The 14,727-nt window shown below is 44.6% G+C and carries 13 protein-coding genes; 7 read left to right on the forward strand and 6 right to left on the reverse strand.

The genetic code is table 11. The features are described from left to right. Positions 1–3: 3 nt before the first annotated feature. The 4 genes from dut to BMW86_RS12575 all read left to right on the forward strand — a co-directional run bounded on the left by dut (position 4) and on the right by BMW86_RS12575 (position 4,605). Positions 4–447 (forward strand): dUTP diphosphatase, encoded by a 444-nt coding sequence (gene dut, locus BMW86_RS12560; RefSeq protein WP_089782107.1) that lies wholly within the window; start codon positions 4–6, stop codon positions 445–447. A gap of 2 nt (positions 448–449) precedes the next feature. Beyond that, positions 450–2,255: a tetratricopeptide repeat protein gene (locus tag BMW86_RS12565; protein ID WP_089782108.1), complete on the forward strand. Its 1,806-nt coding sequence runs from the start codon at positions 450–452 to the stop codon at positions 2,253–2,255. A 64-nt stretch (positions 2,256–2,319) separates the two neighbouring features. Then, entirely contained in the window at positions 2,320–3,105 is a 786-nt protein-coding gene (locus BMW86_RS12570) for a lipoprotein insertase outer membrane protein LolB1 (protein WP_177189243.1), read from the forward strand. A 69-nt stretch (positions 3,106–3,174) separates the two neighbouring features. Beyond that, positions 3,175–4,605, forward strand: coding sequence for a murein hydrolase activator EnvC family protein (locus BMW86_RS12575; protein ID WP_177189244.1), 1,431 nt, complete (start codon positions 3,175–3,177; stop codon positions 4,603–4,605). 89 nt (positions 4,606–4,694) lie between these two features. Here the strand turns inward: BMW86_RS12575 and bshA are convergent, their stop codons facing one another. Beyond that, positions 4,695–5,837, reverse strand: coding sequence for an N-acetyl-alpha-D-glucosaminyl L-malate synthase BshA (gene bshA, locus BMW86_RS12580; protein WP_089782111.1), 1,143 nt, complete (start codon positions 5,835–5,837; stop codon positions 4,695–4,697). Positions 5,838–6,038: 201 nt separating this feature from the next. On the opposite strand from bshA, the gene BMW86_RS12585 reads away from it, so the two are divergent. Together BMW86_RS12585 and BMW86_RS12590 are read left to right on the forward strand one after the other, a co-directional pair. Then, complete coding sequence (locus BMW86_RS12585; RefSeq protein ID WP_089782112.1) at positions 6,039–7,415, forward strand: M20/M25/M40 family metallo-hydrolase; 1,377 nt, start codon at positions 6,039–6,041, stop codon at positions 7,413–7,415. A 12-nt stretch (positions 7,416–7,427) separates the two neighbouring features. Then, positions 7,428–7,802, forward strand: coding sequence for a hypothetical protein (locus BMW86_RS12590; RefSeq protein ID WP_089782113.1), 375 nt, complete (start codon positions 7,428–7,430; stop codon positions 7,800–7,802). A 113-nt stretch (positions 7,803–7,915) separates the two neighbouring features. Here the strand turns inward: BMW86_RS12590 and BMW86_RS12595 are convergent, their stop codons facing one another. The 5 genes from BMW86_RS12595 to BMW86_RS12615 form a co-directional block, all read right to left on the reverse strand. Then, entirely contained in the window at positions 7,916–8,635 is a 720-nt protein-coding gene (locus BMW86_RS12595; protein WP_089782114.1) for an SAM-dependent methyltransferase, read from the reverse strand. Further along, positions 8,619–9,398: an EI24 domain-containing protein gene (locus BMW86_RS12600; protein ID WP_089782115.1), complete on the reverse strand. Its 780-nt coding sequence runs from the start codon at positions 9,396–9,398 to the stop codon at positions 8,619–8,621. The genes BMW86_RS12595 and BMW86_RS12600 overlap by 17 nt, the downstream gene beginning before the upstream one ends. 157 nt (positions 9,399–9,555) lie before the next feature. Continuing rightward, complete coding sequence (locus tag BMW86_RS12605; protein WP_177189245.1) at positions 9,556–10,575, reverse strand: PorP/SprF family type IX secretion system membrane protein; 1,020 nt, start codon at positions 10,573–10,575, stop codon at positions 9,556–9,558. Positions 10,576–10,778: 203 nt separating this feature from the next. Then, entirely contained in the window at positions 10,779–11,432 is a 654-nt protein-coding gene (gene upp / locus BMW86_RS12610; protein ID WP_089783658.1) for a uracil phosphoribosyltransferase, read from the reverse strand. A 159-nt stretch (positions 11,433–11,591) separates the two neighbouring features. Then, positions 11,592–13,475 (reverse strand): YfbK domain-containing protein, encoded by a 1,884-nt coding sequence (locus BMW86_RS12615; protein WP_089782117.1) that lies wholly within the window; start codon positions 13,473–13,475, stop codon positions 11,592–11,594. A gap of 98 nt (positions 13,476–13,573) precedes the next feature. On the opposite strand from BMW86_RS12615, the gene BMW86_RS12620 reads away from it, so the two are divergent. Further along, positions 13,574–14,659 (forward strand): anhydro-N-acetylmuramic acid kinase, encoded by a 1,086-nt coding sequence (locus BMW86_RS12620; RefSeq protein WP_089782118.1) that lies wholly within the window; start codon positions 13,574–13,576, stop codon positions 14,657–14,659. The last annotated feature ends 68 nt before the right edge of the window (positions 14,660–14,727 follow it).

The raw sequence follows: 14,727 nt of genomic DNA on the forward strand, positions 1-14,727 counted from the left end.
CCAATGGCTGCTATTTCAGTAAAAATCATCAATAAATCCGCTAATCCTCTGCCAGCTTATGCCACGGCAGATGCGGCAGGTATGGACCTGCGTGCCAACCTGGAAACAGCTATTTCGCTGCAACCACTCGAAAGAGTACTGGTACCTACCGGCTTATTTATGGAACTGCCTTCCGGTTATGAAGCGCAGATAAGGCCCCGCAGTGGTCTGGCTATCAAGCAGGGACTCACCCTTTTGAATACGCCAGGCACAATTGATGCTGATTATAGGGGAGAGATTAAGATCATTATGATTAATTTGTCCAACGAACCCCAGGCCATCGCACCCGGAGAAAGAATTGCACAGATGATTATCGCACCATTTGTGCAGGCCCGCCTGGAAACAGTAGAGCTGCTTACCGATACAGAACGCGGTACCGGCGGGTTTGGACACACAGGAAAATCTTAAATATGAGCATAAGGAGAATAGAAGGAATCAACAGAGCCAGGTCATACTTTAGATGCGTGATGCGTATTTCCATGCCCCTGTTGCTTTTTGCCGTTCTCTTTTCATGCCGCACACCTAAAAAAACGACTGCTTTTACCCCGCCCCGTATCTATATCAAAGATCCGGCACTCCTGGAACAAAGAGCAGATAGTATCTTCTTCGCCGCACAACGTTCTAAAATATTAGGTGATTACCGTACGGCTATCACCCAGTTCTCAGACTATCTGCGTCTCAAAAAGAACAATCCGACTGCCTATTACGAACTCTCCCGCCTTTTTGTGGAAGTACATAATCCCGGATATGCACTGGGCTTTGCCCGTCGTGCTGCCAGTCTGGATACTTCCAATAAATGGTTCCAGATTACCCTGGCAGATGCATTCGGGGTAAACAGTATGTATGATAGTGCGGCCAACGTCTATGACCATCTTTCAAAAAGATATCCTTCCAACGACGAATACCTTTACAACAAAGGAATGTTCCTGGCCAAAGCAGAGAAGAACTCCGCAGCCCTGGACGTTTTCGACCAGCTGGAACAAAAAACAGGTGTCGTGGAAGAACTGGCCTATCAGAAACAGCGCCTGCTGCTCAAACTGGACAGGGTAGATGATGCTGCCGCAGAAATTCAGAAACTCATCAACCAGAACCCCGGTGAAACACGTTTTTACCTGGTACTGGGAGATATTTATAATGCCAATGACCGTACGGACGAAGCCAAAGCCATCTATAATACTGCACTCGGACTGGATTCCAGCAACCCGCGTGCATTGATCGCATTAGCCGGTTATGCTAAAAAGGAAGGCAATTACAAAGAATACTGGGCATACCTTACCCGTGCTTTTGCCAATCCGGAATATAGCATCGATGAAAAAGTAGCTTATGTGTACCCTTACCTGCAAATGCAGGAGGTAGACAGCTCCAAGCTAAAGGAAGGCCTGCAGCTGGCACAATTGGTCATCCAGGCTCACCCGGAAGAGGCCAAAGCATACGCCTTACAGGCAGATATGTATTCCCAGGCAGGACAACTGGACAGCGCCCTCATGGACTATAACAAGGCTGTGACGCTGGATTCCACACGTTACACCGTATGGTACCAGCTGATGTGGATTTATTCCCGCAGGGAAGATCCTAATAACTTATTGAAAGTGAGTACAATAGTCGCTCAAAAGTTCCCACAGGAATTTATGGGCCACTATTTCAAAGGCGTGGCTGACTTTTTGCTACAAAATTATCCGGCTGCAATAGACGCTCTCAACAGTGCATTGATGGCCAATAAGGCAGAAAAAGGCATGAAAGCAGATGTATACTCTCTGTTGGGAGATGCCTACCATGCCACAGGACAGCATTCACAGTCGGACAGTAGCTACGACCGTGCCCTGGCAATTACGCCGAACGATGCCACTGTACTAAATAATTACAGCTACTACCTTTCCCTGCGTGGCGAACAACTGAACAAAGCAGAAGAGATGTCACGCCGCTCTCTGGAACTGGAACCTGCAAGTACCAATTACATGGATACATATGCATGGGTACTGTTCCGGCTTGGAAAATACGATCAGGCAAAACAATGGATGGAGAAAGCCTTGCAGGCTAAAGACGCCATGCAAAACCCCAATATGCTGGAACATTACGGAGACATTCTGTTTAACCTGCATGAAGTGGAAAAAGCAATGGAATACTGGCAACTGGCAAAAGAAAAAGGGGCAACTTCTGTAGGACTAGCGCGCAAAATAGCAGAAAAGCGGTACATCCTGGCTACAGAAAGAGAATAACAGAATAAAGAACATGATGAAGCAAACACTAGCACTAATTACTTTGGGTATCATAAGCACGGGAATGTTTTCATGCAGGCACGCACGCCATATAGAGCGTTCTGCTTTTCCTGTAACGGATACCTCTCACAATAATACCACCGCCACCCTCGACAGCAGCGCAATCGCAGAAGCTACCGCTTTCAATATAAACATGCTGTCTAAAATCCGTAGTAACATCATCGATTTTAATACCTTTTCTGCTAAACTGAAAGTAGATTTTGAAAGTGAAGCAAAACAAATGGCTGGCATCAGCGCTGTTATCCGTATGCAGAAAGACAGTATCATCTGGATCTCTGCTTCTCTTCCCGTAATTGGTGAAGTAGCACGCGCCATTATTACTCCGGACAGCCTCAAAGCAATAGACAAGTTTCATAAAAAACAATATCTCCGTGCTATAAGAGATGCGAATGATGTACTGAATATTCCATTCGATTTTAAAACGCTGCAGAATTTAATCATAGGTAATCCGGTATACCTCTCGGATTCCATTTACCAGGTGATTAAAACACCGGCAGTTATTTCATTCAGTTGCGACAGTACTTTATTCACCAGTTTGTTTAATGTTTTTGCAGATGATTATGTGTTACAGCAGAGTAAAGTGATGGACAAGGATACTTCGCATAAACGTTCCTGCGAACTCACCTATGGTGAATACAGATCTCAGGATGGACATAAGTTCGCTACACGTCGCCGTGTATTTGTAGAAGACAAAAATTTCACGAAGATAGATATGGATTTTAATAAGGTAGATTTCAATCAGCCTGTTAGTTTTCCATTTACAATACCTTCAGGTTATTCTAAAGAATAGTACGCTTCTGTTGAACACAAATTTGTAAATTGCTGTTTTGCAGTTATCTTTAAAACCATCATGCTGAATTTGAAGAAGTTTCTCCCATTTATATTAATACTAGGTTTACTACCTGCACTGCTCAACGCGCAGGCAACTCAACCATCGCGGGAAGAACTGGAACATAGGAAAAAAGAGCTACAGAAAGAGATTGATGAAGCGAATGAAGCATTAAAGGTAACCAAGAAGTCTACCCGCGAAAGCCTTGGTCAGCTGAGAGCTTTACGCGATAAAATCACACTGCGTACCCGGCTTATCAATAATATCAATGAAGAGATCAATTTCATAAACGGAGATATTAACTCTGCCTACCGTGATATTAAAACACTGGAGAAAGATCTGGATACACTCAAATCTCAGTATGCACAACTCGTAGTATATGCCTATAAAAACCGCAGTACTTACGATATGCTCAACTTTATTTTCTCTTCGCAGACTTTCAACGACGCAATCAAAAGGTATCAGTACCTGAAACAATACCGGGATTATCGTCGCCGTCAGGCAGATAATATTCTCGAAACACAGGTATTGCTGAATAAGAAAATAGAGAACTTAAGAGATCAGAAAGATAAACGTGCAGGTACACTGAAAACAGAACAGGAACAACGCAATATCCTGGAAACAGATAAGAAAGAAAAAGACCAGGTACTCACGCAGCTCAAAGGTCGAGAACAGGAACTGGTAGCAGATATCAACAAGAATAAGAAAGATGCACAGAAAGTGCAGGTAGCGATACAGGTAGTAATCCGTCGTGAAATTGAAGCGGCCCGTAAACAGGCCGAAGAAGAAGCACTGGCAAAACGGAAAGCACTGGAAGAAAAGAAGAGACGTGAGGAGGCAGCCCGTAAAGCGGCAGCTGCAGCAGCGGCGGCAGCAAAAGCCAATGCCGCAAATGATGCAGTAGCAGATAAACCGGACAAGCCGGAGAGACCTGCTGAAACACCTTCCAAACCTGCACCGGCGCCAACACCGCCGCCTGCAGAAGTAGAAAAACCAGCCCGTGTAGAAAACGTACTGGAAGCTACACCTGAAGCCCTTGCATTATCGGAAAGCTTTGAAAGTAACCGCGGAAAATTACCATGGCCTGTTACTTCCGGTAATATCATCGGTCATTTCGGCAGACAACAGCATGCGGTAATGGAAAGGATCACGGTAGAGAATGATGGTATCATCATCGGCACCAATAAAGGAGCGGCTGTAAGAGCGATCTTCCAGGGAGAAGTAAGAAAAGTGGTAATCATCCCTGGTGGTGGAGCGCTTGTTATCATTCGTCATGGTCAGTACTTTACCAACTACGTTCGCTTACAGACAGTGAATGTAAAAACAGGAGATAAAGTAAATACCGGACAGGTAATTGGAACTGCTGGTACCAACGAACTGGAAAACCAGGGAGAAGTAGAATTGCAGATCTATAAAGGTGTTGCCAAACAGAATCCTGAAAGCTGGATAAGAAGAAAATAATACTCCCTTTTGGGTGCTTGGGTGTAGGGCGAAGCCCTGTAAAAACCCTTTAAAAAATTAGGGCTGGTGCGAAGCACCAGCCCTAATTTTTACATCACTAATGCTTTATTAATCACCTCTTCATACAAGGCTTCATATAGCGGTATAATATTGCTGATATGAAAACGTTGCGCCTGTTCCAGCGCACCTTGTCTCATAATAGACATCAGCTTATCGTCTTTCAGCAGCTGTATAGCATATTTTGCCATGCTGTTCACATCACCTACAGGGCTTAAATAACCGGTTTGTCCATGAATATTCACTTCGGGTAAACCACCTGCATTGGACGATATTACCGGTACCTGTGCCGCCATTGCTTCCAGTGCCGCTAATCCAAAACTTTCATACTCAGAAGGCAGAATGAACAGATCGGAGATAGACATTACATCTTCCAGTTGTTCCTGCTTACCTACAAAACGGATATCCCCGCAAAGGTTCCATTCACGGCACATCCCTTCTATTACAGGTCTGTCAGGGCCATCACCTACCAGCAACAATTTAGCAGGCATTTCCTCACGCACTTTACGGAATATCTTCACCACATCAGGCACTCTTTTTACCTTACGGAAGTTGGATACATGCAACAGGATCTTCTCTCCATTAGGTGCAATGGCATTACGGAATTGCTGTAGCTCAGGTTCTCTGCGTTTGAAACGCTCCACATCTACAAAGTTGTAGATCACCTCAATATCTTTTTCTATAGGGAATGATTTATAGGTCTCTTCCCGCAGGTTATTAGACACTGCTGTAATAGCATCAGATTCGTTGATGGAGAAGGTTACCACTGGTGCATAGGTCTTATCTTTCCCTACCAGGGTGATGTCTGTACCATGCAGTGTGGTGATAAAAGGAACGATCCTTCCCTGTTTACCTACAATCTGTTTTGCCAGGTAAGCAGTGGAAGCATGAGGAATGGCATAATGTACATGCAGCAGATCAAGCTGATGATTCATGATCACATCTACCATAGTGCTGCTCAGGGCAGATTCGTATGGTGGAAAGTCGAAGAGAGGATAAGTTGGCACCTGCACCTCATGGTAAAATATATTGGCATGAAAGGCACCCAGACGCACAGGTTGCTGATATGTAATAAAATGTACCATATGCCCCTTATCTGCGAGTGCTTTGCCCAGCTCCGTAGCAAGGACGCCGCTACCCCCATAAGTAGGATAACATACTATTCCTATACGCATATTTTATTGTTTGATACTTAACCCTTAGCGTGGTACTTTGTACACATAACGCTGTTTACTCAATTACAGACTACGAAATTATAACATTTTAACATGATTAAGCCGTTTAATGGGATTAACGGTTTGTTAGATGATTTGCGGCACATTTGAAATAACAGCGGTAATTATTTAGCTTTAAATCCAAATATTAGACTTGTGCTTATGAGAAAATACCTGCTGCCGGTATTATTGATCTGTTCACTCCCGGCAAGTGCGCAACAATTGGAGAATGATTCATTGAAATTACGTCAGTTAGCAACGGAAGTACTTACAAACAGTAAGGCTTACGAAGAGCTGAGAGTACTTACACAAACTGTAGGCGGTCGCCTGGCAGGGTCTCCTCAAATGGTGAAAGCCGAACAATGGGGAGCAAAGACATTAAAAGAATCCGGTGCAGATACGGTCTATCTGCAGGAATGTAAGGTACCTCACTGGGTACGTGGTGCAAAAGAAGAAGTGCGCATCATTTCCCGCCGCCGCGATTTCATTCCACCTTTAAATGTACTGGCCCTGGGAAATTCAGTCGCCAGCGCTCCGGGTGGCATCACAGCCCCCATCATTGAAATTGCTACTTTCGATGAACTGGAAGCAAAAAAAGACAAGATTAAAGGCAAGATCGTATTCTACAACCATCCCTTTAATCCGGCCTTTGTCCGCACCTTCGATTCTTACGCAGAAGCTGTGAGATATCGTGGACAGGGTGCCAGCCGTGCCGCTAAATACGGTGCTGTAGGCATTATCCTCAGGTCTATGACACATGGAGCCAATAACTTCCCGCACACCGGTGCAATGGCCTATAACGACTCCTTCCCTAAGATTCCGGCAGTAGCCGTGGGCCTGCAGGATGCAGAGCTGTTAAGCAGCCGCCTGAAAGGAGAACCAGATTTAAAACTGTACCTGCGCACCAGCTGCCACATGTTACCTGACACAATTGGCCACAACGTTATCGGGGAAATCCGTGGTACTGAACACCCGGAGGAAATCATTACGATAGGTGGTCACCTGGATTCCTGGGATGTGAACGAAGGTGCACATGATGATGGTACCGGCTGTGTACAGTCTATCGAAGTATTAAGAGCTTTCAAAGCCCTGGGTATCCGTCCTAAACGCACAATACGGATCGTATTGTTTGCCAATGAAGAAAACGGTTCCCGTGGTGGTAAGAAATATGGGGAATTAGCCAAAGCAGCTCACGAACAGCACATCTTTGCACTGGAAAGTGATGCAGGTGGCTTTACACCAAGAGGTTTCTCTTTTGAAATGTCAGCAGAAAAGAGAGCAAAGATCAAGTCCTGGGCACCACTGTTCCTGCCATATGATATCTATGAATTTGATGCAGTGGGCGGAGGCGTGGATGTAGGAGAGCTGAGTGCGGCAACAGGATGTCCGATGGGTGAACTATTCCCTGATTCCCAGCGTTATTTTGATTTACATCATGCTGTCAATGATGTATTTGCAGCAGTAAACAAAAGAGAGCTGGAACTGGGTGCATTCAGCATGGCGGCATTAATTTATCTTGTAGACGAATACGGACTATAATCTTATATAATTATGCGCAGATTCCTATTATTGATTACCCTTGCTGTTATTGTTATTCTGGCTGGTTTCTTCGGCTATAAATACTACTTCGTATTTGGCCGTGGTGTAAAGGCAGGAGAACTGAATTACTTTGTTCAGAAGGGCTATGTATTTAAAACATACGAAGGCCGCCTGATTCAGACTGGCTACCGTTCCAAACAACCGGGAGCATTACAGTCAAATGAATTCCAGTTTTCAGTAGCAGACGAGCGTATCGCGCAGCAGCTGATGACGGCCAGCGGGAAATTTGTAGAGTTACACTATAAAGAATACCTGGGAGCTATCCCCTGGAGAGGCTACAGTAATTTTATAGTAGATAGTGTGATATCGATGAAAGACGCTAATTAATACAAAAAGAGAGGCTGGATTACAGCCTCTCTTTTTATATGTTTAAAGCATAGCTGCTTCATGTCTCCTTCATAGCTCCTTCCTGTCTCCTTCCTATTAACCGCGCACTTTGCCTACTCCACTTCCCCTGCATACAGGAGAAAAATAGCCGGTTTCTTATTCAGTTCGGGTAATGTGGTCTGTTTCCAGGCCTTGATCGTCCGTGTATGAATGTACTCTTCCGCCCCGGTAATATCCGCCGCTACACATAGTAACGTATGATCTTTACAGGTAGCCAGTATATCCTTCAGGATATAATTATTCCTGTAAGGGGTCTCTATAAAAATCTGTGTCTGTTTCTTCTTATTCGCCTGTACTTCCAGGTCAGCAATCGCCTTCATCCTTTCCGCCGGTTTCACCGGCAGGTATCCCACAAACTGGAAATTCTGTCCGTTCATGCCCGAAGCCATCAGCGCCAGTATGATAGAATTAGGCCCTACCATGGGTATCACCGGTGCGTCTATAGTATGTGCCGCTTTCACCACTAAATGCCCCGGGTCGGCTATCGCAGGGCATCCTGCTTCACTGATTACACCAATATCCTGCCCGGCCAGTAATGTCTTCTTTGCCAGCGCCACATCCGGAGGATTATGCGAATCCATCAGCAGCAACTGCATTTCATCAATATTGACAGTCCTGTCCAGCGCTTTCATATAACGGCGTGCAGTACGTTCATTCTCCACAAAAAACACCTTGATCCGCTGTACGGCAGCAGTTACATACGGTGGAATGGTATGTAATGTATCCGGACTTAATACAGTCGGGATCAGGTATACTTTACCAACGGGCTCCATGCAACAGTCGTTTATCTGATAAGTGAATAGTGGCAGCAATAACAGCATAGGAGGGTGCCATTATCCATCCCAGCACAGGAATAAACATCAGCAGGTAAAATACCATACCATTGCCAAGTGCCATACCTCTGTGCGCCTTTATAAAGGAAATACTTTGTTTCGTAGTCAGCTGATGCCTTTCACAGCTATAATCCATCATAGAAAAACCATAAAAATAGCATTCTATAAAGAAAGCAATGAGCGGCGTTATCCATCCCACAACAGGGATAAAGGATAGGATGATGAGGAATATTACACAGATAGTCTGATATAACATATTCCGTAGGGAAATGCGTATCCCCCGCATCATATCTTTTAGAAACTGTTGCATGCTGAAAGGAAATTCCTTCCTGTCCAGCAGTGCTTCTGTTTTCTCTGATAAATAAGCAAAGAGGGGAGATCCCAGTACCAGGAAAAGATATTTATAGTAGGAAAAATATAATAACAGGAACACGATCCGTATAGAAAATCCCAGCAGGATGAAGAAGAAACTTATCCAGCTGCTGGCGAGGTCCTGAATCCATATACGGATGGGTAACAGGTTAAAGAGATACTCTACAAAATCTCCCGAATATCCCCATACAAAATAACTTCCCGTAATAAACAATATGCAGTACAGGATACCGGGTACCAGTATCCATTTCCATAATTTATGCTGCATAATAAACTGATGCGCTTTCCCGTAAGCCTGCACGGCTGCCAGTACTTCTCTGAATGAAAACAATTGAGTGTATTTAGTGGTTTAGTTAGTCCTTCTGGTTATCGATCCGGTTGTAAGTAACTAAAAATCAGTGGAACAACAGAAAAAAATGTGGAAGGCAGAAATAAAAAACCTGCCGGGCTGATGCAACCGGCAGGTTTTTTTAGGTATAATTAGTTGATTAGAATCGAGGGCAGAGTGTTCTGTACTTGTTACCATCACTCTTTCTGTGAATGTAGATCACTGATATTTCCATACCACCGCGGTAGTTGGAAGCGGGTTTCAGTGAGGATACGTTCATGTCATAGGAGAGACCTACAGTAAAACCATTGATTTCCATACCTACATAAGGGTTAATAGCATCTTTTAAACGATACCAGCTACCCAGGTAGAATGTTTTGGGATTATCCTCATCACCACCGCTCAGGTCAAACCCATAGGCGCCACCGAAAGTAAACTCAGAAGCGGTACTCTGTTTCATGTACAGGGCACTCACGTGGATACGGTTACCCATACCAACAGGAAAGGAACCACCACCATGAGCTGTCCAGCGGGCAGTCAACCGGTTGTTATTTTCGTTCTGGAAAGTTTCTGTAGGCTGAGTGATATGATAGAAGGATGTTCCAAGATAGATATTGGAGGATTCTCCAACAAGACCGTTATAGAGGATACCGATATTAGGATCTATATAAGAGATAGAAGGATGAGCAAAGGATTCACCGCTTGGAAGAGCAGGGTTATAACCATTGTTATCGATCTGATTTTCGAACATCAGTTTAGTCTGGTCCAGTCGCTTTTGTACATAAGTCGCCTGGATACCAACAGCTAGTGTATGATTCCCTTCAGGATCCAGACCTTTATGATAAGCAGTACTGAAGCTCAGGTAAGTAGATGTGAGTGCACCACCCCCTGTTCTGTCATACATTGCCATTACACCAACACCCCATATATCTGTATAGTTAATAGCATTTTTTAGAATGCCGAAGTCGATTGCCGCAGTACCTGTAGTAAATGGTGTTGAGATGCTTCTCCACTGAGACCTGTAGTTGCCGGAAACACGGTAGTCACCGGAGAAAAGGCCGGTAAAAGCCGGATTCAGGGTAAGCGGAGAGGCAAAGAATTGCGAAAAATGCGGATCCTGCGCCCTTGCCGGGGTCATCATTGCAAGAATGATAATGAATAAAAGCAGCACTTTCTTCATAAAACAATACTTATATGTATAGGGTTTTCTCATGGTTCCATGTGAAGGTATTAAAAACTCGTCATATCGCAAATTAAAAATATATAATAGAAAGGATGAGAACGCCCTAACTCATTAATAATTAATGGGTGTTTTATTATAATTTTTTATTGGCTAAGGATCTTCCGGGTCTATCTATAATTCAGTCTTATGATGATTCTGGTTTATTGCTGCAGTTTGTTTCCGAATGCCAGGTCACCGGCATCTCCCAAACCTGGAACGATGTAACCTTTGGCTGTCAGTTCATCGTCAATATCTCCGGCCCATATACTTAGGTTGCTGCCAGCATGTCTTTGCACATATTCAATTCCTATGGTACAGGCGATGGCTACCACCAGGTGTATATGTTTGGGTTTTCCTATTCCCTGCAGGTGTTCGATAGTTTTCACAAGGGAGGCTCCTGTGGCGAGCATAGGATCAGACAGGATCACTACCTGTCCTTCTATGGACGGGCTGGAAATATATTCCAGGCTAATCTCAAAAGAACCGTCATGCTTGTGTTTACGGTACGCAGAAATAAAGGCATGATCAGCTTTGTCAAAATAGTGGAGTAATCCCTGATGTAATGCCAGTCCTGCCCTTAAAATGGTTGCCAGTACCGGTTGTTCTTTTAATACCCGGCAATTGGCAATACCCAGGGGAGTCTGTACTTCTTTCTCCTCGTACTCCAATGTTTTGCTGATCTCGTAGGCGGCTATTTCTCCAACACGTTCCATATTACGTCTGAAGCGCATCCTGTCTGTCTGTATGTCCATGCTCCTTATCTCACTTAGCCATTCTCCTACCAGCGAATTGGTATTACTTAGATTAATTAACATGTGTGCAAAGTACACATTTTTCATTGTAGTGTTAAATGATTGGTCGTCAGAATCAGGCCGTATAAAGAAAATTTTATACGGCTCTGATTGCTAACTGTTTAAGGGGCTCACAAATGCCTTGCGGCGATTATCTTTCTGATATTTTTTATTCCCTGATAGCTATTCTTTTATAATCATCGCTTTCTTTACCAGCTGTATAAATTCTGCTCTGTATCCTTCAGGATCTTCTCCTTTGGCTTTCCCTGCCAGTGCTAATACCTGGTCATAGGTGGCCTGTCCTTTGTATTCAGAATTCCGTAGTAATAATCCGAAGGCAGCAACGGCTGTGGCCATCTGGAAATCCGGTGCAGTAGCTGTTACCGGCTGATTCTTCCAGGGCAGCACCTGTGATAATAACTGGCTGCTGTTGGATTGTGGTTGTTTGTACCGGAGTTTCACCGTAAGCACTTCCGCAGTATTGCCTCCTATAATCGTTTGCTGCTGATATTTCAGGGGATCCACCCAACTGATCGCCTCTGTATTATTACCGGCTGCAATCACCTCATAGAGGGCTGTAACGGTATGTCCGGCACCCATCTCACCAGCATCTTTTTTATCGTTGTTAAAATCCTCATTTTGTAACATCCGGTTTTCATATCCTACCAAACGATACGCCTGTACATATTTAGGGTTAAACTCTATCTGTAATTTCACATCTTTGGCTACGGTATACAGTGTACCTCCAAACTCTGTAACAAAGGTCCTGCGGGCTTCTTCGAAATTATCTATATAGGCATAGTTCCCGTTACCCTTATCAGACAGCAATTCCAGCTTACTGTCCTTGTAATTGCCCATTCCAAAGCCTAATACAGAAAGGAAAATCCCTTTGTCACGTTCCTTCTCAATAATATGCAGCAGGTCTCCGTCACTGGAAGGCCCTACGTTAAAATCGCCGTCTGTGGCAATGATCACCCTGTTATTACCTTCTGATTTAAAATTGGACGCTGCTGTGCTATAAGCCAGTTTAATCCCTTCTCCTCCGGCTGTAGACCCGCCAGCTTCCAGGCGATCCAGCGCATCTAAAATGGTTTTCTTCTCTCCACCTGAAGTAGATGGTAATACCAGTCCGGCTGATCCTGCATATACTACGATCGCTACCCTGTCCTGGGTACGAAGTTGCTGTACCAGTGCTTTCATAGCCTGTTTCACCAGTGGCAGTTTGTTTTCATCTGCCATAGAACCGGATACATCTATCAGAAACACCAGGTTGGAAGGGGGAAGATTTTCCTTAGGTACATCTTTGGCTTTCAAGGCAACACGTACCAGTTGGTGAGAAGGCTCCCATGGGCAAACGGCCATATCAGAATAGATCGCTACCGGATCTTTTCCTGTCGGATTCTTATATTGATAATCAAAGTAATTGATCATTTCTTCTACACGTACAGCATCAGCAGGAGGGAGCTGGCCGCTGTTCAGAAAACGCCTGATATTGGTATAAGAGGCACGGTCCACATCAATAGAGAAGGTGCTGAGTGGCTGATCACTTACTGTATGAAAATTGTTTTCATTGATAGGGTTGTAAGTTTCTGTATTGTCCACGGGTGCGAAATATGTACCTGGATATGAAGTAGATGGCGAGATCTGTGTCGCGGCCACTCTGCCTTTCACCTCTTTCATCGGACTGGCATAACCTGTTACTACCACCTCACTTAAAGATTTCTCGTCTTCCATTATTATCTTTCTCTTCACATCTTTTATCCGCAAATCCTGTTTCACCCGTGCTAAAAGAATATTTACCGTATTGTTTGTCGATTGTACAACGGTAATCCTCTTTCCATACCCGGAATAAGTAACCTGTATGGTAACAGCGGTCGTCGGTGCCGTCAGTTTAAAAACACCTTTGGCATTACTTGTAGTCTGGGCAGAACTACCGGAGATACTGATCACAGCTCCTGCCAGAGGTGCTTTAGTCGCGGAATCTGATACCGTTCCGGTAATGATTCGCTGGGCCTGTGCGTTTAAGCTAACTAGTCCCACCAGCAACAAAAAAAGATATTTTTGCATAACGATTTGTTTTAATCTGCTACTATGATGCAGGGGTATTATCCGATTCCATAAAAGCAGGAAAAAAATATCGCCTACTTTTGCACAAATTTTAGTGGATGGTATATAATGTAATAGGGATCACTTCGGGGAACTCACTGGGAGGACTCGACCTCGTGTTTGCAGCGTTGACAGAAGTAAGAGGAAAATGGACATACGAGATTAAAGCAGCAGAACGCCGGCCTTATACTATAGAATGGAAAGAGAAACTGGCAGGAGCCGTAAATGCCTCCGCCAGGGATTACCTGTTGTTGAACAGTGAATTCGGTCATTATATCGGTTATGCCGTAAAGGACTTTATCGCCAGTTACCAGTTAGATCACCAGGTGCATTTCATTGCAGCTCATGGTCATACGGTATTCCATATGCCATCGCAAAAAATGACGGCCCAGCTGGGAGAAGGTGCTGCCATCGCCGCGGTAACAGGTTTACCGGTAATCAGTGATCTGCGTGCCATGGACGTAGCCCTGGGAGGAAAAGGGACGCCACTGACGCCTGTCGCAGAACAACTCCTGTTCCCGGATTATCGCTACCGCCTGAATCTGGGCGGAAACGCAACGATCTCTTCCACAGCAAATAACCGCTTCATCGCATTCGACGTCTGCCCCTGTAACTATATCTTAGATGCGCTGGCAGAAACGCTGGGTAAACCTTTCGACGAAGATGGCAGGCTGGCAGCAGGTGGAGTTACGGACAGTGCGCTGTTAGAATCCCTCAACGGCTTATCTCATTACGGACAGGATTATCCTAAAACACTGGCAGGCAAATTCGCGACAGGGACCGTATTACCGCTTATCATGGGACAGCAGCTTTCCACTCAGGGTAAACTAAATACTTACACGCATCATATCGCTATACAGATCGCAAAAGCTATCTCGCAATTACAAAGCGGATCAGAACAGGAACAAAAGTTATTACTGACAGGTGGAGGTGTGCTTAACAGTTTCCTGCTGCAAAACATCCGTGAACAATTACAGCCTTATAATATTGAGATCATTATATCTGATGCGCAAGCCATTACATTCAGAAATGCATTGATGATGGCATTGCTGGGAACTTTACGCTGGAGGCAGGAGCCGAATGCATTGTCATCAGTGACCGGTGCAGAAAAAGACAGTGTGGGCGGTGCTTTGTGGGCTATCTAATTGCGGTGCAGGGCAAATATAATTTGGGCGCGAATATAATTTTGGGTGCAGGGCTTCGCCCTGCAAAA

The organism is Chitinophaga sp. YR573 (assembly GCF_900110995.1).
Lineage (GTDB): Bacteria > Bacteroidota > Bacteroidia > Chitinophagales > Chitinophagaceae > Chitinophaga.